Here is a 20,312-nt window from a genome sequence, read left to right as displayed (position 1 = left end):
TAGGGAAGTCCTCTTTTCTGTGAATTTAGTGTGGTAACTCTATTCTACAGAAGGGACTTCCTTTTTTCTATTTACACAAAATATTTTACACTCTCTTTCTTTTGTGTAACTACTGAAAATAGTGCCTGATCTTAAAGAGTTTCTCCTCAACATAGTTAAACTTCTTAAGAGTGTCCGTTTATCTTCAGAAGTTTGCTTCATATCTTACTGTAACTTCTTAAGTTTCAGACCTCTGCGGGTAATCATTTATAAAAAGCACTGATAAAACTGGCTTAAAAGTCAGATTCATCAGTGCTTTACTTAACTACTATTTCAAATGATCTTTTTTACTAGTCTAAATCTGTCCCATTTGACTCGATGACTTGTTTGTACCAGTCGAATGATTTTTTCTTTTTACGGTCCATCGTTCCGGAACCGTCGTCATGCTTGTCGACATAGATAAAGCCGTAACGTTTAGAGTATTCGCCCGTTGACGCACTGACCAGATCGATACAGCCCCAGCTCGTATAGCCGATCAGGTCCACACCGTCTTTAACTGCCTCGCCCATTTCTCTAATATGCTCACGCAGGTAGTCAATACGGTAATCATCATTGATCGATCCGTCTTCTTCCACTTTATCGTACGCGCCTAATCCATTTTCTACAATCATCAGCGGAAGCTGATAACGACCGTATAATTCGTTCAATGCAATACGCAGACCCACTGGATCGATTTCCCATCCCCAGTCACTTGCCTTGAGGAATGGATTTTTAACGCCGCCAATCAGATTTCCCTGGCCAATTTCTTCAGCTGTTTTTTCTTTTTTATCTGTACGAGACATGTAATAGCTGAATGAAATAAAGTCGACAGTCCCGTTCTTAATGGTTTCCAGATCGCCGTCTTCCATTTCGATTGTCACGTCGTTTTCATTGAAGTAACGCTCGGCAAAGTAAGGATACTCTCCTCGAACATGTACATCTCCGCATAAGAAGTTGAATAAATCAGCTTCCTGTCTTGCATGCATGATGTTAACCGGGTTAGAGTCAGCCGCATAAACTGGCGCATAAATCAGCATACATCCGACTTGTGATTCAGGAATGATGTCATGCGCTTTTTGAACAGCCCGTGCACTTGCCACGAACTGGTGGTGAAGCCCCTGGAAGCTTTCCTGCAATCTTGTTTCAGGACTTTCAGGAGAAAAACCTAAACCGAATAACGGCATGTGAGTCGCTCCATTAATTTCATTGAATGTCAGCCAGTATTTGACTTTATCTTTGTAGCGGGTAAACAATGTTTCAGCATAGCGATCGAAAAATTCAACTAATTTTCTGTTTTTCCATCCGCCATATTCTTTGATTAAATGAAGCGGTGTTTCATAGTGAGCAATCGTGACAAGTGGTTCAATGTCGTATTTAGCCAGCTCATCGAAGACGCGGTCATAAAAAGCCAGGCCCTCTTCATTTGGTTCCTGCTCGTCACCTTTTGGAAAAATACGACTCCAGGCAATACTCATACGGAACACTTTAAAGCCCATCTCAGCAAATAACGCGATGTCTTCTTTATAACGGTTGTAGAAATCGATTCCTTCATGGTTCGGGTACGTATACTTATCTGTATCCATTTCAAAATCAAATCCGGAAGAAGCCAGTAATTTCAGACGCTCTTTTCCGCCAGGCAATACGTCGGCTAAGTTAAGTCCTCTACCGCCTTCGTCGTAACCACCTTCAAATTGATTGGCAGCAGTTGCCCCACCCCATAAAAAACCGTCTTTAAATACTTGTTCAGTCATCAATAAAATCCCCTTTTCATCTTTTTATAACAAAGAGGCAGTTTCTATTTCTGCCTCTTCTATTCGTCTTCTTATATGACAACGGTCATCAGGTAACCAGATGCATCGATAGCCGATTCGTCAGTTGTCAGGACATCCAGATACTCATCTGAATTGGTCACGATAACTGGGGTTACCGTGCTGTATCCAGCATCTCTAATGATATCCAGATCACATTCAATCAGAAGCTGACCAGCTGCAACTTTGTCTCCTACCTTGACTTGAGGTGCAAAACCTTTTCCGTCAAGCTGGACAGTATCCATACCGATATGGATCAGGATTTCTACACCTTCATCACTTTTCACTCCAATAGCGTGGTGCGTCGGGAACAATACTGTGATCTCTCCATTAACAGGTGAGAACACTTTTCCATTGACTGGTTCAACAGCCACCCCTTTACCCATAGCACCTGATGCAAAAGCTTCGTCCTTAACCTGACTTAATGGAATAACGTTCCCTTCCATCACACTTGCCAACACTTCTTTTTCAATGTATGTTTCGCCGTTTGCTTCAATAACTGGTCCGGCTGTTTCAGGTTTAGATTCAACGCCTTGAGTCGTTGCTGTTTTATCATCTTCAAATACTTTACCGAATCCTAACAGGTAAGTGACGACAGCTCCGAAGATCATGCCTGCTATAGAGATTGCAATAATAGTGTACATGTTACCTACACCCGTAATTTCCGGATTGATGAAGTTCGTGTAGCCAAAGACGCCAAGACCACCAATGGTGTACGTTCTTGTCCCAATCAATGCTAATGCCGCACCACCTAGCCCCCCGCCGATACAGCTGACGATAAATGGCTTTTTAAGCGGCAATGAAATACCATAGATTGCAGGTTCTGTAACACCGAACATTCCTGATATGATGGCCGGTATAGCAAGTGTTTTTACTTTTGATTCTTTTGTTTTCAACAGGACGCCGATAATGGCCCCTACCTGTGCAAATGATGCAATAAATGATAATGCTAGAATTGGATCATATCCATAAACAGATAAGTTGTTGATGGCTACCGGAACAAGTCCCCAGTGCAGACCGAAAATAACGAATACCTGCCAGAATCCACCGATTACCAGTCCTGCAATAATTGGACTGAAATTATAGACAGCTAAAGTTCCCGCTCCAATCAAGTTGGCAGCAATGTTTGCGATCGGTCCAATAACGATAAAAGTTAATGGGACAGCAATCAGTAAAGTTAAAAATGGAACAATAAATAATTTTATGACATCAGGCACCACTTTTTTTATCAGTTTTTCTACTTTAGCTGCGAATAGTACGGCTAAAATAATCGGAATAACTGTGGAGCCATATCCACCTTGAGGTAAAATAACAGGTATACCCAGAAATTCAAGGACAACTGGAGAGGCAAAGACAGTTCCTTCAAATAGAGTATACAGTGTTTCACCAGTTGCTAAACCTGCCATACTAGGATAAACGAGCGCTCCACCAATTGCCATACCGATAAATGGTGACAGTTTCAATTTCTTGGAAGCTGTATATCCAAGGAATATTGGGAAGAAGTAAAATAATGCATCTCCTGTTGCATCTAGAATTTGATATGTGCCCGATTCTGCTGTTAACCATCCAACAGCCAGAAATAAAGCGTTGAATCCTTTGATCATCCCAGTCGCAGCCAAAACACCAAGGACTGGCTGGAAAATGCCTGAGACTAAATCAATAAATCGGTCAAACGGGTTTCCTTTTGGCCCGTCATCTGCAGCGTCACTTGACTCGCCACCTAAGCCACCTTCGATCAGGACTTGCTGATAAACATCCGGTACATGATTTCCAATAACGACCTGATACTGTCCGCCACTCTGCATGACCGTCACGACGCCATCCATGTTTTTCAGAACATCTGTATTTGCTTTATTCTCGTCTTTCAATTTGAAACGTAAACGCGTGATACAGTGTGTCAGATTATTGATATTACCTTTGCCGCCGACATTTTCGACGATTTTTTTTGCCAGTTCTTCGTAAGCCATTCTATTTTCCTTCTTTCTTTTTGGGTTTGTTTTTTAATTTTTAATTCCATTAATGAAAAAAACCCAAATCGATAGTCAATACGACACTACTCCTCTTAAAGAATAGTGCGTTGACTATCAATTCAGGTTTTGCCTGGTCTAACCAGTAACAATCCATCAGTGATAGATCAGTCTATTTAATTGACAGTCAATCTTCAGTCGTTACACGCTGTATGTGTATCGCGAGATACAGCTGTTCATCTTTTGTTAAAGACGTGTTTTCGACATTTAACAGGTAGTCATTGATGCGTTCCGTACATTTAAAAGCTTTCTGATATTTTTTTTGGATTTGATCATATAGAAAATCGTCATTTGATTCCCGTCGTTCCTGATGAAGCAGTCGTCTTGCAAAGTACTGCAAGTGAGTGATGAAACGGGTGTATTGAAATGAATCTTCATCAAAAGTCATACCGTAGTAAAAGTGAACGATATTCAATATATCCTGAACCAGTTCAGTCATGCGGATCGTGACACCCAGATCTGAGTTGTCTTGTCTTGCATTGACGATATGAAGCGCGATGGAAGCCGCTTCTGAATCAGGGAGCAGTATGCTCATCTCGTCTTTTACAAGCGAAATGGCCTTCAACCCTATTTCATATTCCACTTTATAAAAGCGCTTGATTTCCCATGTTAAGGGATTTCTGATATCGAGACCTTCTTTTGTCCGACTGATGGCATAACTCAAGTGATCAGGCAGGGTCAAATAAATATGATTGCTTAATTTCAAACGCAGTACCCCTTGTGCATACTTGATGACGTTAGTGGCTATCTCCAAAATATCAGGATCGATATCACGGTACAAATTGGCAAGATTTTCAAGTACTTCCTGCCCTTCCGGAATAAAGGTTTTTTCAATTTTATCGGTTTCAATGTCTTGTCCTACTTTTTTCTGAAACGCAATCCCTCTCCCCATAACAACTGTTTCCTGATTGGATTCATTCAAAGTAAGCACAACATTGTTGTTTAATATTTTTTCAATTTTCATTTCACTAGTCTGACACCCCCTAAACGGACTTTTCCAAAAAAATAAACCTAAACTCATCCCAAACCTTTCCTGAAGACAGTCTGCCTCACAGATAAAGTTCTCGGATCAATTCAGGTTTTGCCTGCATCTTTTCAGATCAGTAACAATCCAGTTCTGTTCCTGTTATTTAACTCTGAGTAAACTATAACACGCTTCAAAATATCATGCAAGCGTTTTTTTCTGAATTTTATTAAACATCTTGTATACTTAATTTGTCACATCAATACCCAGGAAATGAGGTCGCTTGTATGCATTCAAACTTGTCACTGTTACTACTGGTTTCTTATATATCGATTCTCACTGGATGTACGACTGGTACGGAAGAACAAGTAGTGACTATCTCGGAAATCACTCCTGAAGAGATACTGAGACTTGAACCAGATGCCGATATTTTTCAATACAATGATGTCATTTATCAGACAAACATCGATTGGGTCGATGAGCTGGAACTGACAACTGGAAAAAGAGTCATGACGATCGAAGAAAACGCTTCTGACCCCGAGGGTTTTTCGCACGGTACAGCTAACCTTCTTCCTATAGGAACAGACATATTTGAAGCTGATGGACGACATGATGTTCTGATTGCTGATGTTGACGACGAGTATCTTTATTACATGGCTATCGTTGAAGGATAAGTTACCATCATGATATATAAGGAATCGCCTGCGAATTCAGCAGACGGTTTTTATTTTACTCTGTTTTCACTTACTCCATCTACAATAACCGATACCGCACTATCTAATGCAATATCCACCATGTTCTGCACCGCTTCGGTCGTGTAGAACCCTATGTGTGGAGTAATCAGAACTGTCTCTGTGTTCATCAGTTTCTGGAGATGTTCGTCAGGGAACTCTTGAGCCGTTAAATCCTGATTAAAAAAGGACTGTTCTTGCGGGAGCGTATCAAGTGCTGCTCCTGCTAATTTTTTGAATTCAAGCGCATCAATCAGCGCATTTGTGTCAACCACAGGACCTCGCGCAGCATTTATCAAGTAGGCGCCTGATTTCATCTGATTCAGTGCTTCTGCATCGATCAGATTCAGTGTCGTTTTATCCAGTGGCACATGAAGGCTGACAATATCCGCGGATTCCAGCACTTCTTTTTGAGTTGATTTATATGTTAGAACTTCTTTTAATCTATCGTATTGTATTGGATCATACGCAATAACGTTTGCACCTAAGGCATTAAATAAACGGGCAGTGGTTGCTCCGATGTGACCTGCGCCGATGATGCCAACTGTCAAGGTATGGATTTCTTTAGCCACCAGTCCAGACCATCTAAAATCTCCTCTAGCCATATTGGATTCTATGACCGGAAAGTTTCGAATTAGACGCATGACTTGCGTAACAACTAATTCCGCTACCGAACGCGGCGAATACGCCGGTACATTTGTGACAGCCAGATTATATTTTTCTGCCAGTTCCATATCGACAATATCGTACCCGGCTGTTCTAAGAGAAATCTGCTTTATATTGAAAGCAGACAGTTTCTTGTAAAGTCGTTCATCTTTTAGTTCCGTTCGCTGCTGAATACAAATGCCATCGAATCCTTCCACGAGATCGATATTTTCTAGAGAAAGATCTTCACTGACTGGTGTAATCTCTATTCCCTTTCGTGTTTCCCATTTGTTTATAGCTGCTTTTTCGTCTTCACGCACACTGAACATGATCAGTTTCATTTTGATTCATCCCTTCGTAACTAACTTCTTGAATAAATATGAAGATAATCTGGTAAACCAGATTATCTTCATATTTATTTTACTTCTATAGTGTAGTTCAGCAGAAGAATGACGTGCTAAACTAGTCTTTTTTTCAAAAATGTACAGTACAGGACTCGTTATTCTACATGAACTTCACTAAATCAGATAAAACTGAACTTCACTGAGTTTCGAATCGGTTAAACTGCAGTTTTTCTGCTAAATGTGCAGTTCATTAGATAAATGAACTCTAAACTCAACCTCATTTATTTTAGAGTCTAAAACACCCTATAGAAGCAGCTTTTCACTGTTTCTACAGGGTATCACTTTTACTCGCCTAATCCAACTCGAGTGAATATTTCATCTACGTTTCTTAAATGATAATTGTAGTCGAATGCCTCTTCGATATCTGACAGGCTCAAAATAGACATGATTTCCTTGTCTTCTTCTAAAAGTGGACGGAATGCTGTCTGCTCATCCCATGCAATAGCCGTTTTAGGCTGTACCAAATCATAAGCATCTTCGCGGCTCAAGCCTTTATCGATCAGTTTCAGCAAAACACGCTGGCTGTAGATCAGTCCAAGTGTCGCATCCATGTTGCGCTTCATATTTTCTGGGAACACCGTCAGGTTACTGACAATATTAGAAAAACGGTTCAGCATATAGTTCAGTAAAGTTGTACTGTCTGGTAAGATAATACGTTCAGCTGAAGAATGCGAGATGTCACGTTCATGCCATAGGCTGACATTTTCGTAAGCTGTCACCATATGCCCTCTGATTACACGAGCCAGTCCGGCCATGTTTTCTGAACCGATCGGATTACGCTTATGCGGCATAGCGGATGACCCTTTTTGTCCTTTTGCAAAGCCTTCTTCTACTTCTCTGGTTTCAGATTTCTGCAGTCCTCTTATTTCCGTTGCAAATTTTTCTACACTAGTCGCAATCAGAGCGATCGAGCTCAAATACTCAGCATGCAGATCACGCGGCAGAACTTGAGTGGATATTTCCTGTGGACGCGTGCCCAGTTTTTCACAGACATATTTTTCAACGAACGTCGGGATATTCGCGAAAGTCCCCACTGCACCACTTATTTTCCCAGCTTCTACACCTTTAGCAGCATGTTCAAACCGCTCGATGTGGCGTTTCATTTCTGAATACCATAAAGCCAGCTTCAGTCCGAAAGTGGTCGGTTCAGCATGCACACCATGAGTCCGGCCCATTGTAACATTGTATTTATGTTCTTTCGCTCTTTCACCAATGACTTCAAGCAGTTTCTGCAAATCTTTTCTCAACACGTCGTTGACCTGTTTCAGCTGATAGCCGTAAGCTGTATCGACAACATCTGTACTGGTCAATCCGTAATGGACCCATTTCTTCTCAGCTCCAAGAGATTCAGAAACAGCACGTGTAAAGGCAACCACATCATGTTTGGTCTGTTTTTCGATTTCTAAAATACGGTCGATATTAAAAGAAGCATTCTCACGGATTTTCTGTACATCTTCTTTAGGAATGTCGCCGAGTTCAGCCCATGCTTCGTCGGCTAAAATTTCTACTTCCAGCCATGAGTTATAGCGATTTTCTTCTGACCAGAGTTCTTTCATTTCAGGTCTCGTATAGCGTTCAATCATATAAACAGTCTCCTAATTCCAAATTTTCGTTTCATCGATTGCGTCCAAGGTTTCTTCTATAGAATCCGTCAAGATTGTGACGTGTCCCATCTTACGTCCGACTTTGACCCCGTTTTTCCCGTAGTTATGGACATGCCAGGACGGGTGTGATGCATTCAGTTCTATAGCTGATTCAAAATGTTCACCCAGTATATTGACCATTACAGCCGGTTTCAGCAAGTCGACTTCTGGCAAAGGATAGCCGCAGATCGCTCTGATGTGCAAATCAAACTGTGAATCCGAACAGGCTTCGATTGAATAGTGTCCGGAGTTATGCGGACGCGGTGCCAGTTCATTAGCGTATATTTTTCCAGAATCTGTCAGAAACAGTTCAACACCCAGCACGCCCACTAAATTCATCGTATCAGCAATCGTTTTTGCAATCGTTTCAGCCTCGTTCAAACTGTCCTCTGAAACACGGGCAGGCACAATACTTTTAAGTAGAATATTATTTAGATGGATATTCTCTGAAACAGGTAAAGTTACAACATCTCCTGATGCATTACGAGCCACCATGATAGAAATTTCTTTATCAAATGATACCCATTCTTCCAGCACACACGTCCCTTTTTCCAATAACGATTCAGCTTCTTTTAAATCTGAATCTGATTTTAAAACGACTTGTCCTTTTCCGTCATAACCACCTTGAATAGTTTTTAAGACAGACGGATAGCCCAATTTATCGATCCCTTGGGTCAAATCAGCTTTCGTTTCAATTTTAGCATAGGATGCAATGGGAATGCCTGCTTTTTTCAGGAAATCTTTTTCTGTTAAGCGGTTTTGAGTGTTTAAAAGCAGCTCTGTTCCTTGAGGAATAGCAATCTCTACTTCAGACAGTACACGGTCGATCGTTTCTGCATCTACGTTTTCAAATTCATAGGTCAGCACATCGCTTTGTTCAGCCAGTTCTTTCAAGGCATCTAAATCATCATAAGCGGCTTCAATGTGGACGTCCGCTACTTGAGCAGTCGGACAATCAGGAGTCGGATCGAGAACAGCTATGCGGTAGCCTCTTTCTTTAGCAGAAAAGGCCATCATCCGTCCAAGCTGACCTCCACCAATAATCCCTATCGTGCTTCCTGGTTTGATTAAGTTAGACAAGGTTGTCACTACTTTCCATGACTTTCTGTTTTAAGGTTTCCCGTCTTGATTCGACTCGTTCGGCAATATCAGATTGAGTAGTCCCCAGAATTTGAGCGGCTAGAAGTCCTGCGTTGGTCGCACCTGCTTTTCCGATCGCAACGGTTGCAACAGGAACACCGCCTGGCATCTGAACGATCGACAAGAGTGAATCCAGGCCGTTCAGAGCTTTTGACTGCACAGGTACACCAATAACGGGCAAGGTTGTTTTGGCGGCAAGCATACCCGGTAAATGAGCGGCTCCCCCTGCTCCGGCAATAATAACTTTAAGGCCGCGTTTGCGTGCTTTTTCTGCATACTCAAACATCAAGTCAGGTGTTCGGTGAGCTGATACTACTTTTTTCTCATAAGCGACTTTCAGTTCATCCAATACATCACATGTGTGCTTCATTGTTTCCCAGTCAGAGGTACTGCCCATGACGACTCCTACTTCAATTGCCAAATCAAACGCCTCCTGTAGTTGTGGTTCCTTTTTTTATTGTTCTCTTTTATAATGCGTTGTGTCCGATATCTGTCCTGTAAACGCACCCTGCTGTATCCACAGACTCAAGCGCCTCATATACAAGGCCTTGTGCCTCTTCCATTGAATCACCGGATGCCTCCACTAAATAAATGCGGCCGCCATCTGATACCAATTCACTTTCATCTTCAGTTACCCCGGAAAAATACAGTTGGATCTTATCATTCGTGTCTGGAAGAGCTAACGGAATGTGTTTGTTGTAGGCTTCGGGGTATCCTTCTGCCGCAACGACAACGCCTAAACTCACGCCGTCTTTTTTCCAGATCAGTTCAGGTTCTCTGTCTTCCAGTATATCAGTAATAGCTTGGGCCAGGTCTGATTCCAGCCGATTCATCAGGACTTGTGTTTCCGGGTCTCCGAATCGTGCATTGAATTCAATTGTTTTGGGTCCTTCAGTCGTTGCTATTACACCCGCGTATAAAATACCGGTAAAGGGTGTCCCGTTTTTAACCATGCCTTCTGCGGCCGGTTTCAATATGCGTTCAGTGGCTTCTTTCACAACTGATTCAGCTATATGAGGAACAGGTGCATAAGCGCCCATGCCTCCAGTATTCGGCCCCTTATCTCCTTCAAGCAGGCGTTTATGGTCTTGTGAGATGACCATCGGGTACACTTTTTCACCATTGACGAATGCCATTAAAGAAAACTCTTCTCCCGTTAAATACTCTTCTATAACGACTCTTGCATTATGAGTTCCATATTTTTTATCAAGCATCATGTCTTCTAAAGCGCTGAGTGCTGCATCTTTCGTTTCCGCCACAACGACTCCTTTACCTGCAGCCAATCCATCTGCTTTTATGACAATAGGAATCGGGCCATTCAACACATACTCTTTAGCTTCTTCAAACGTGTCGAAAGCCTGATAGTTGGCTGTTGGGATATGATTAGCCACCATCAGTTCTTTCGCAAATTCTTTCGATGCTTCAATCTGCGTCGCCGCTTTGGACGGTCCGAAAACGGGTAATCCTTCAGATTGGAAATCATCAACGATGCCATTGAACAAAGGCACTTCAGGACCAACAATTGTCCAGGAAATTTTCTCTTTTTTTGCAAAAGTGATCAATCCTTCATGATCGTCCTGCGTTATAGGCAAGACCTGAATGCCGTCACGTCTCATCCCCGGGTTTCCCGGTGCACAAAAAACAGCCTCGACCTGACTGCTGGATAGTAGCTTTTTAGCAATTGCATGTTCACGACCACCTGCTCCGATAACTAAAAGTTTCACTCTGTTCTCCCCTTTGATCATTCTTATACTTCCTATGTAAAAATAGAAAAATGAAAGAGAGGTTCCCCTCTCTTATCCTCATTCTATTGATTCTGTTTAGCGACTATAGTGAAAACTGTTCAATATCCTGGGTTCAACAGCAACTATTGAGCGTTGCGTCTCCCATTTGCAGGATAATTACTTATTATCTTAAGAAGTTTAATCTTTTTGAAAGACAACTTCTGAAGCTTATCTTTTTTCTCAAGAAATTGACTCTGAAAATGTATCTACTTCATTAGAAAACTCAGAATCTTCGGAAGTTTACTCCTCAATTGTACAAACTTCTGAATAAACTGTCGAATGGACTATAAAATCTGACTTTTCTTAATGTCTAAAATGACGCATAGACGTAAAGACCATCGCGATTCCGTATTCGTTCGCTTTATCGATCGAAGCCTGATCTTTGACACTTCCACCCGGCTGGATAATGGCTTGAATCCCATGTTTCGCGGCGTATTCAACGCTGTCATCCATTGGGAAAAAGGCATCACTAGCCAGAACAGCTTCTTTTGCTTTATTTCCAGCTTGTTCGATAGCGATTTTAACAGCCCCGACACGGTTCATCTGACCGGCACCGATACCTAAAGTCTGCTTGTCATTTCCTACAACGATGGCATTACTTTTAACATGCTTGACCGCTTTCCATGTGAGCGCTAAAGCTTTCATCTGTTCTTCAGTCGGGGCATTTTCTGTCACGACTTTCCATTCAGGTGTGTCTTCTTCGGCTACCATGTCCTGGTCTTGAATCAATAGTCCGCCTAAAACAGCAACAGTTTCTTTTCCGCCTTTTTTCGCGTCAGAAAAGTCCAGTTGAAGCAGGCGAATATTTTTCTTTTTAGTTAAAACAGCCAGTGCTTCTTCAGAGAAACTAGGTGCAATGACGATTTCCAGAAAGATTTTGCTCAGTTTTTCTGCTGCTGAGACAGATACTTCTTCGTTCAAGGCAACAATTCCACCGAAAATAGACATCGAATCTGCTTCATAGGCACGGTCGAATGCTTCTTCGATCGTCTGACCGATTCCGATTCCACATGGGTTCATGTGCTTGACCGCTACTGCAGCCGGCTCATCAAATTCACGCACAATGCGGATAGCTGCATCTGCATCTTTGATGTTATTATACGATAAAGCTTTTCCGTGCAGCTGTTCAGCTTTGGCTATGGAAAAATTGGACGCTAACGGTTCTTCATAAAACAGAGCAGTCTGGTGACTGTTTTCACCGTAGCGTAAAGGTTGTTTCAATGTATAAGTGGGGGTCAGTGTTTCAGGTTCTTCTACTCCTGATAAATCAGTTAAGTAATCAGCTATCAGTGCATCATAGCTTGCTGTGTGACGGAAAACTTTTGCAGCTAATTGCTGTCTGGTTTCCAAAGTCGTTTCGCCATCTGCCTCAAGTTCGTCAATTACTAATGAATAATCAGCTGCGTCAACAACGACAGTAACGGAAGCAAAATTTTTCGCAGCGCTTCTCAGCATGCTGGGGCCGCCAATATCGATCTGCTCAATGGCTTCTTCTGGAGTCGTGTCTGATTTTGAAATGGTCTCTTTGAAAGGATAAAGATTCACACAGACAAAATCGATCGGTTGAATATTGTGCTCATCCATTGCTTTCATATGGCTGTTCAGGTCACGACGCCCTAGTAAGCCTCCGTGAATAAGTGGGTGCAGAGTCTTTACACGCCCATCCATCATTTCAGGAAATCCGGTTATTTCTTCAATTGAAAGAGTTGAGATTCCAGCTTCATCCAATACTTTCTTTGTACCGCCGGTCGATATGATGTCTACATCCTGATCGACCAGCGCTTTTGCAAACTCTACTATGTTAGTCTTGTCTGATACACTAATAAGTGCGCGTTTCATAATTAGGCGTGCTCCTTCTGCAACTTTTTGATATAGGTTTGAATGACTTTCGGAAACAATTCATGCTCGACTGCATGAATCTTCCTCTCTAGTGATTCTATCGTATCGTCAGGTTCGATCGCAACTGTTTCTTGTGCCAGAATCGGACCCGTATCGATGCCCTCATCAACTATATGGACCGTTACACCCGTTTGAGTCGCTCCGTCTTCAAATGCATCTACTATTCCCTGTTTCCCAGGGTAACGGGGCAGTAAAGAGGGGTGGATATTCATTAATTTGTTCGGATAAGCTTTCAGTAACGTGTTCCCGACTATTCTCATGTAACCCGCCAGAACTACTAGATCAATAGAGGCTCCCAGTAAATGGTCCAGCACCTCTTGTTCATAAGCTTCTTTTGAGTCAAAAGATTTTGGTCGAAAGGCGACAGAAGGGACACCTAGTGTTTCGGCTCTCTTCAAAACAAATGCATCTGGTCTGTCACATACAAGTAAAGCCACTTCTGCATTAATTTGATCCGTTTGGAAAGCACGAACGATTGCTTCGAAATTCGATCCACTTCCAGATGCGAAAACGGCCAGTCTGACCGGCTGTTCTTTAGTCAAAACGGATCGCCTCGTTTTCGTCCTCACTTACTTCACCGATTGTTACAGCTGTTTCCCCCATTTGAGCAAGACTCTCAAGAACTTCTTTTTCTTTTTCTGCAGGAACAGCTAAAACCATGCCGATACCCATATTGAAAATACCGTACATTTCTTCACGGTTTAATGCTCCATATTTTTCAAGGAATGAGAAAATGCCGGGAATCTTCCATGACCCTAATTTAACTGTCGCCGATAATCCTTCAGGCAACATACGGGGAAGGTTTTCTACAAATCCCCCACCCGTCACATGTGATATGCCGTGTACCCATCCTTTTTTGAGAAGAGGAAGCACAGATGACACATAAATCTTTGTGGGTTCAAGCAGAGCTTCGCCCAATGTCGATTCTCCCAGCTCTTCAAATTTTTCATCATAGGTGAAGTCATTTTGTTCAAAACAGATTTTTCTGACGAGAGAGTACCCGTTAGAATGGATCCCACTTGAAGACAGCCCGATCAGTTTATCTCCGGTCAACACATGCTCAGGTGTAAGGAGTTGGCTTTTTTCCACGACACCGACACAAAAACCGGCCACATCGTAATCGTCTTTACCATACATATCCGGCATTTCAGCTGTTTCTCCACCGATCAAGCCCGCACCTGCCTGAACACATCCGTCAGATATGCCAGCTACGATCTGTTCCATTTTTTCCGGAACGGTTTTTCCTGTGGCGATATAATCCAGGAAATAAAGCGGTTCAGCTCCCTGAGCTAAAATATCATTAACACACATAGCGACACAATCGATGCCGATCGTGTCGTGTTTATCCTGTTGAATCGCTATTAAAAGCTTAGTCCCTACCCCATCTGTTCCAGAAACCAAAACCGGCTCTTTGACGTTTAGTGCAGACAAATCAAACGCTCCTCCGAAACCGCCCAGAGCGCCCATCATCCCCGATCGTTCAGTACGCTTGGCATGTTTCTTGATGCGTTCAACCGTTTCGTAACCTGCTTCTACATTGACTCCTGCTTTGGTGTAGGCATTTCCCATTTAATAGATCCTCCTGTATTCTTCGTTCATTTCATTTGTTTGTTGAAAATCAAACCATTTGCGGATTGCTTTCTTTGATTTTATTCAATGTCGTTCTGTAGTCCACTTCATAATCATATAAAGGCGTTGGATAGTCTCCAGTAAAGTAAGACATGCATAAGCCGTTATGTGGTGCATCAAATTTAAGACCGATTGATTCAACTGTTCCATCGATACTTAAGAAAGATAAGCTATCTGCTCCGATTTTCTCGCGAATTTCTTCAACAGAATAATCAGCCGCAATCAGTTCTTTCTGGTTTTGTATATCGATTCCGTAGAAACATGGGTATTTTAGAGGAGGAGAAGAAATACGCACATGCACTTCGGCCGCTCCTGCTTCTTTCAGTAACTGAACGATCCGCTTGCTGGTTGTTCCTCGAACAATGGAATCGTCTACCATGATGACCTTCTTACCGGCAACAACACCTCTGACAGCTGATAATTTCATTCGAACGCCTTGTTCTCTCAATGCTTGAGTCGGCTGAATGAAGGTACGAGCGACATACTGATTTTTAACGAGTCCCATTTCATATGGAATGCCGCTTTCTTCAGCGTACCCGCTTGCTGCAGATAATGATGAGTTGGGTACGCCAATCACCATATCAGCTTCTACTGGTGATTCTTTAGCCAGTCGTTTCCCCATATTTTTACGCGCCGTATGCACGTTTACACCGGCTATATTTGAATCCGGACGCGCAAAGTAAATGTATTCCATTGAACAAATTTGAAGCAATGTGTTATCCGTATATGTTTCGATTGTGTAGCCCGAATCGTCTATAATAACAATTTCGCCCGGCTGGACTGAACGGACAAATTCTGCGCCCACTACTTCCAGCGCACAGGTTTCACTTGCCAGGACATATGCCCCATTTTCCATCTGACCGATCGACAGTGGACGGAATCCGTTTGGATCCAGCGCGCCGATCAGTGCATCCGGTGTCAGCATGACGTAAGCAAACGCACCTTTAACGGTATTCAAGCTTTCTTTCAAGCGTCCCATCAACGTACTTTTTTTACTGCGACGTATCAGATGCATCAGTACTTCTGTATCTGAATTAGAATGGAAAATCGCTCCATCATCCTCCAGTTCTTGTCTAAGACTCAGTGCATTGATCAAGTTTCCGTTATGCGCAAGTGCCAGTTCTTCATCATGAAATTTGAACAGAAAAGGCTGGATATTTAAAATGCTGTTGTTCCCAGCTGTACTGTAACGGACATGCCCGATACCTGCTTCTCCAGATAATCTCTGCAGTTCGCGTTCATCCTTAAATACTTCTGACAGTAAGCCAAGATCTCGGTGTCCTTTTAAGCGTCCATTATGGTTAGTGACGATCCCCGCACCTTCCTGGCCTCTATGCTGCAGACTGTGAAGGCCGAAGAAATTCAACTGAGCAGCATCCGGGTGTCCCCACACACCGAATACCCCACATTCTTCATTTAAACTTTTGATTTCAGTAACCAAGGAATTGCTCCTTCCCAAATCTGTTTTGCTTCGTGTACGTTCAGTTCCATTTGATCATTATGTGTTTGAATCATTGCTGTTCCTGTGTCTGTCACTTCTCCGATTTCCACTGCATCTGCTCCGAATAATGCCTGAACCTCTTTAGCCACTTCCGGTTTCACTGATAATACGAAACGTGAAGGTGATTCAGAAAACAGCCATTCTTTTGGTATATCCACTGAGACATCTATTCCCAGTTCTTTAGGGAAAGCTGATTCGATCAAAGCAACAGCCAGTCCGCCCTCAGAACAGTCATGCGCACTTTGGATCCATCCGTTACGGATAGCTTTCAGTACTTTATCTTGAATTCTTTTTTCTTTATCTATATCAAAATCGAACAGCTCGCCTTCGATTCTCCCCAATTGCATTTTCTGTAGTTCTGATCCGTTAAAGTCTGCTTTCGTTTCTCCGATTGAAAAGATCTTATCTCCAGCCTGCTTGAATTCTGATGTCGTCACGTGATCCAAGTCTTTCACTAATCCAACCATTCCGATCATCGGTGTTGGATAGATGGCTTCCCCGTTTGTTTCATTATATAAAGAGACATTTCCTGAAATAACAGGCGTTCCTAATGTGTTACACGCCTTAGCAATACCGTCAGCTGAAGTCCATAATTCCCAGAATACTTCTGGTTTGTCTGGATTCCCGTAATTCAGACAATCTGTAATAGCTAAAGGTTCTCCCCCACTTGCGACGATATTTCTGGCTGCTTCCGCGACTGCCATCTGACCACCCATTTCAGGGTTCAAATACAAGTAACGGGCGTTACAGTCTGTCGTCATGGCCAATGCTTTTCGAGTCCCACGGATACGCAATACTGCTGCATCGCTTCCTGGTCCAACCACTGTATTCGTTCTGACCATTGAATCGTATGTTTCAAAAATCGATTTTTTAGACGCAATCGTCGGCTGCTGGAGAAGTTGCTTAAGTGTTTCTCCCGCATTTTCAACGATTGGTTCGAAATCTTTCATGTCTTTAAACTGTTGAATACGAGCAGGTTCAGTGTATTCTTTATGATAGACAGGTGCTTCTTCTGCCAAAGCATCGACAGGCAGATCCGCTACCGGCTTTCCGTGATGAAACAGGCGGTATTGACCGTCATCCGTTACATAGCCAATATTGACCGCATCCAGTTCGTATCTTGAAAACAATTCTTTCACTCGTTCTTCTGATCCTTTTGTGACACAAATCAGCATGCGTTCCTGTGATTCTGACAGCATCATTTCGTAAGGTGTCATGTGTGTTTCACGCTGAGGTACATCGTCCAGATTCAGAACCAGTCCGCTTCCGGCTTTTGATGCCATTTCAGAACTCGATGAAACCAGTCCGGCTGCACCCATGTCCTGAATCCCGACTAAAATATCACTGTGGTCCTTGATCAGTTCCAGACACGCTTCCATCAGAAGTTTTTCCATAAATGGATCGCCGACCTGAACAGCTGAGCGTTCAGATTCTTCGCCGTCACTGAATTCTTCAGATGCAAAGGTTGCCCCATGAATACCGTCTCGACCCGTTTTAGCCCCGACGTACATAATCGTATTGCCGACACCTTTAGCCTGACCTTTTTGAATATCTTTGTGATCAATCAGTCCGACACACATGGCATTAACAAGCGGGTTCCCTTTATAGACGGGGTCAAACCCGATTTCGCCACCCACAGTCGGGATGCCGATACAGTTACCATAGCCACCGATACCGGCGACCACTTCTTCCAATAAATATTTGGTGCGTTCATTGTCAAGCTCTCCAAAACGAAGCGAATCAAGCATTGCGATCGGACGCGCACCCATACTGAAAATATCACGGATGATGCCACCTACGCCTGTAGCTGCACCTTCATATGGTTCGACCGCTGATGGGTGATTGTGACTCTCTGCTTTAAACACAACAGCCTGGTTGTCCCCAATATCAACGATTCCAGCACCTTCTCCAGGTCCCTGAAGAACATGAGGGCCTTCTGTCGGAAACTTACGCAAAACCGGTTTTGAATTTTTATAGGAACAGTGTTCACTCCACATAACGGAGAACAACCCTGTTTCAGTGTAATTTGGTAAACGGCCTAATATGTCTTCTGAAATCTGACGATACTCTTCATCTGTCAGTCCCCACTGGGCATAGATGCGTTCGTCTTTAATCATTTCTGCTGAGGGTTCGTGGATGGTTTTCATACGTCTGCAGTCTCCTTTACAAAGTTACTAATCATTGATTGAAAGAAGCGCAAGCCATCACTTGATCCAAGCAGATCTTCAATGGCTCTTTCAGGGTGAGGCATCATTCCAAGTACATTGCCTTTCTTATTGATGATCCCGGCAATATTTTCAATAGAACCATTCGGATTGTCAGATGCATAGGTAAAGACGATCTGGTTATTGGCTTTCAAGTCTGCAAGCGTGTCGTCATCACAATAGAAACTGCCTTCTCCATGTGCAATGGGAATCGTGAGCACTTCGTCTTTTTGATATTTAGACGTGAATTTAGTCTGGTTGTTGTCTACTTTTAATTCAGTTGTCTTACAGATAAAGTGCAGCTGTTTATTTCTCTGCAGGGCACCAGGGAGCAGGCCCGCTTCTACAAGTATTTGGAATCCATTACACGTTCCAAAGACAGGTTTACCTTCTTCAGCAAACCGACTGACTTCGCTCATAATATTGGAAAAGCGTGAAATAGCACCACTTCTAAGGTAGTCTCCGTATGAGAATCCGCCAGGCAGCAGTACACCATCGAATCCTTCTAGACTATCTGCAGTATGCGGGACATACTCTGCTTCTTCTCCCACACCATCTCTTATGGCATGGAGCAAATCGACATCACAATTGGAACCGGGAAATTGAATCACTGCGAATCGCATGCTTAAACCGTCTCCTTTACTTCTTCGATCTCATAACGGTATGTTTCCATCACGACATTAGCCAGCAGTTTGTCGCATACTGTCTCAATGACATCTTCAACTGACCGTTCTTCCTGCTTGGATACTTTGATTTCAAAATATTTTCCGATACGAATATCATCAATTTCATCAAATCCCATACGGTGAACGGCTCCTCTAACAGCCTCACCTTGAGGGTCTAAAATAGATTCTTTGTAGGTTACATATACTTTTACGTTATACATGATTCACTTCTCCTCTTATAATTGAGTTAGTCTATCCAGTACTTCCTGATACAAAGGAATGATGTCTCCAAGGTCTTGTCTGAAAATATCCTTGTCCAGTCGATCGTTCGTGTTTAGATCCCACAATCGGCAGGTATCCGGCGAAATTTCATCTGCTAATACAATCGTTCCTTCTTTTGTTTTTCCAAATTCAAGTTTAAAATCAACCAGGCGAATATTGACCTGTTTGAACAAGTCGATCAAGGCGTCATTAATTTTCAGTGTTTTTTCTTTAAGTTCGTTTATCTCTTCTGTTGTAGCAAGTTCAAGTGCCAATACATGATCATCATTTATGATCGGGTCATTTAAATCATCATCTTTTAAATAAAATTCCAGCACAGGGAACGGAAGATCTATCCCTTCTTCGACCCCTAATCGTTTCGAAAAACTACCTGCGGCAACGTTTCTGACCACAACTTCCAAATCGAACATGGCCACTTTTTCAATAGCCTGATCTGTCTCAGACAACTGCTTGATAAAGTGACTGGGAATTCCTTTTTCTTTCAGTTTTTCAAATAAAAGACTGGTGATCTGATTGTTCAACTGACCTTTACCCGCTATCATTTCTTTCTTCGCACCATTTCCGGCTGTGGCCTGGTTTTTATAGGTGACCCAAAGAACGTCAGGTTCAGTTGTTTCAAATAATTGTTTCGCTTTTCCCTCGTAAAGAAGCTCTCTTTTTTCCAACAAATTACTCCTCCTATAAAAGCTCATTAAAACACGAACATTAAAAGCCGTTATCTTTAAAATCGTTCTTATTTATGATGTGCCTTCATCATAAATAGTATTCAGCATCTAGTCAACCTTTTCATGATTATTTATCATTGTAATCTCATTTATTGTTCGTGTTTAATCTCATCTGAATAATAATGGTCTTTAATTAAAGTTTATATACCTTTATACACGAACTTTATGCGCGTTTGATGGGTTTTGAAGTTCGTTTACAGCCGCTTACGATTCAGTTACTCCTCATTAATTATTTAAGGAAAA

Annotated in this window: 17 protein-coding genes; 1 reads left to right on the top strand and 16 read right to left on the bottom strand. The window is 42.4% G+C overall.

The window, feature by feature from the left end:
• Positions 1-329 precede the first annotated feature (329 nt).
• The 3 genes from CLV38_RS04625 to licT all read right to left on the bottom strand — a co-directional run bounded on the left by CLV38_RS04625 (position 330) and on the right by licT (position 4,817).
• Entirely contained in the window at positions 330-1,772 is a 1,443-nt protein-coding gene (locus CLV38_RS04625) for a glycoside hydrolase family 1 protein (RefSeq protein ID WP_425427770.1), read from the bottom strand.
• A gap of 68 nt (positions 1,773-1,840) precedes the next feature.
• A complete protein-coding gene (locus tag CLV38_RS04620; protein ID WP_106192158.1) occupies positions 1,841-3,793 on the bottom strand; it encodes a beta-glucoside-specific PTS transporter subunit IIABC in 1,953 nt (650 codons plus the stop codon).
• A gap of 187 nt (positions 3,794-3,980) precedes the next feature.
• Complete coding sequence (licT, locus tag CLV38_RS04615; protein WP_106192155.1) at positions 3,981-4,817, bottom strand: BglG family transcription antiterminator LicT; 837 nt, start codon at positions 4,815-4,817, stop codon at positions 3,981-3,983.
• Between the two features lie 287 nt (positions 4,818-5,104).
• On the opposite strand from licT, the gene CLV38_RS04610 reads away from it, so the two are divergent.
• A complete protein-coding gene (locus CLV38_RS04610) occupies positions 5,105-5,491 on the top strand; it encodes a hypothetical protein (RefSeq protein ID WP_106192152.1) in 387 nt (128 codons plus the stop codon).
• A 50-nt stretch (positions 5,492-5,541) separates the two neighbouring features.
• Here CLV38_RS04610 and CLV38_RS04605 read toward each other — a convergent pair whose 3' ends face one another.
• From CLV38_RS04605 to purC, 13 genes are all read right to left on the bottom strand, one after another.
• On the bottom strand, positions 5,542-6,534 hold the full coding sequence (locus CLV38_RS04605) for a D-2-hydroxyacid dehydrogenase (RefSeq protein ID WP_106192150.1): 993 nt from the start codon (positions 6,532-6,534) through the stop codon (positions 5,542-5,544).
• A gap of 347 nt (positions 6,535-6,881) precedes the next feature.
• The gene (gene purB / locus CLV38_RS04600; protein WP_106192147.1) at positions 6,882-8,180 is read right to left on the bottom strand and encodes an adenylosuccinate lyase; all 1,299 of its coding nucleotides are present in this window, start codon (positions 8,178-8,180) and stop codon (positions 6,882-6,884) included.
• A gap of 12 nt (positions 8,181-8,192) precedes the next feature.
• A complete protein-coding gene (gene purK, locus CLV38_RS04595) occupies positions 8,193-9,320 on the bottom strand; it encodes a 5-(carboxyamino)imidazole ribonucleotide synthase (protein WP_106192144.1) in 1,128 nt (375 codons plus the stop codon).
• Positions 9,313-9,801 carry a 5-(carboxyamino)imidazole ribonucleotide mutase gene (purE, locus tag CLV38_RS04590; protein WP_106192141.1) on the bottom strand — a complete coding sequence of 163 codons (489 nt, stop codon included), beginning with the start codon at positions 9,799-9,801 and terminating at the stop codon, positions 9,313-9,315. The genes purK and purE overlap by 8 nt, the downstream gene beginning before the upstream one ends.
• 46 nt (positions 9,802-9,847) lie before the next feature.
• Entirely contained in the window at positions 9,848-11,104 is a 1,257-nt protein-coding gene (purD, locus tag CLV38_RS04585) for a phosphoribosylamine--glycine ligase (RefSeq protein ID WP_106192173.1), read from the bottom strand.
• 363 nt (positions 11,105-11,467) lie between these two features.
• The gene (purH, locus tag CLV38_RS04580) at positions 11,468-13,003 is read right to left on the bottom strand and encodes a bifunctional phosphoribosylaminoimidazolecarboxamide formyltransferase/IMP cyclohydrolase (RefSeq protein WP_106192139.1); all 1,536 of its coding nucleotides are present in this window, start codon (positions 13,001-13,003) and stop codon (positions 11,468-11,470) included.
• Between the two features lie 2 nt (positions 13,004-13,005).
• On the bottom strand, positions 13,006-13,605 hold the full coding sequence (purN, locus tag CLV38_RS04575) for a phosphoribosylglycinamide formyltransferase (protein WP_106192136.1): 600 nt from the start codon (positions 13,603-13,605) through the stop codon (positions 13,006-13,008).
• Complete coding sequence (purM, locus tag CLV38_RS04570) at positions 13,598-14,632, bottom strand: phosphoribosylformylglycinamidine cyclo-ligase (protein ID WP_106192134.1); 1,035 nt, start codon at positions 14,630-14,632, stop codon at positions 13,598-13,600. Before purM ends, purN begins: the two co-directional genes overlap by 8 nt.
• Positions 14,633-14,681: 49 nt before the next feature.
• Positions 14,682-16,133 carry an amidophosphoribosyltransferase gene (gene purF / locus CLV38_RS04565; protein WP_106192131.1) on the bottom strand — a complete coding sequence of 484 codons (1,452 nt, stop codon included), beginning with the start codon at positions 16,131-16,133 and terminating at the stop codon, positions 14,682-14,684.
• On the bottom strand, positions 16,109-18,340 hold the full coding sequence (gene purL / locus CLV38_RS04560) for a phosphoribosylformylglycinamidine synthase subunit PurL (protein ID WP_106192129.1): 2,232 nt from the start codon (positions 18,338-18,340) through the stop codon (positions 16,109-16,111). The genes purF and purL overlap by 25 nt, the downstream gene beginning before the upstream one ends.
• Positions 18,337-19,020 (bottom strand): phosphoribosylformylglycinamidine synthase subunit PurQ, encoded by a 684-nt coding sequence (purQ, locus tag CLV38_RS04555; protein ID WP_106192126.1) that lies wholly within the window; start codon positions 19,018-19,020, stop codon positions 18,337-18,339. The genes purL and purQ overlap by 4 nt, the downstream gene beginning before the upstream one ends.
• Before the next feature lie 2 nt (positions 19,021-19,022).
• The gene (gene purS / locus CLV38_RS04550) at positions 19,023-19,283 is read right to left on the bottom strand and encodes a phosphoribosylformylglycinamidine synthase subunit PurS (RefSeq protein WP_106192124.1); all 261 of its coding nucleotides are present in this window, start codon (positions 19,281-19,283) and stop codon (positions 19,023-19,025) included.
• A 15-nt stretch (positions 19,284-19,298) separates the two neighbouring features.
• Positions 19,299-20,009, bottom strand: coding sequence for a phosphoribosylaminoimidazolesuccinocarboxamide synthase (purC, locus tag CLV38_RS04545; RefSeq protein ID WP_106192170.1), 711 nt, complete (start codon positions 20,007-20,009; stop codon positions 19,299-19,301).
• Positions 20,010-20,312 lie beyond the last annotated feature (303 nt).

It is taken from the genome of Alkalibacterium olivapovliticus, from assembly GCF_003003275.1.
In the GTDB taxonomy this organism is placed as follows: domain Bacteria; phylum Bacillota; class Bacilli; order Lactobacillales; family Carnobacteriaceae_A; genus Alkalibacterium; species Alkalibacterium olivapovliticum.
The sequence above is the reverse complement of the archived record's forward strand: the minus strand, read 5'-3'. Positions and strand labels throughout refer to the sequence as shown.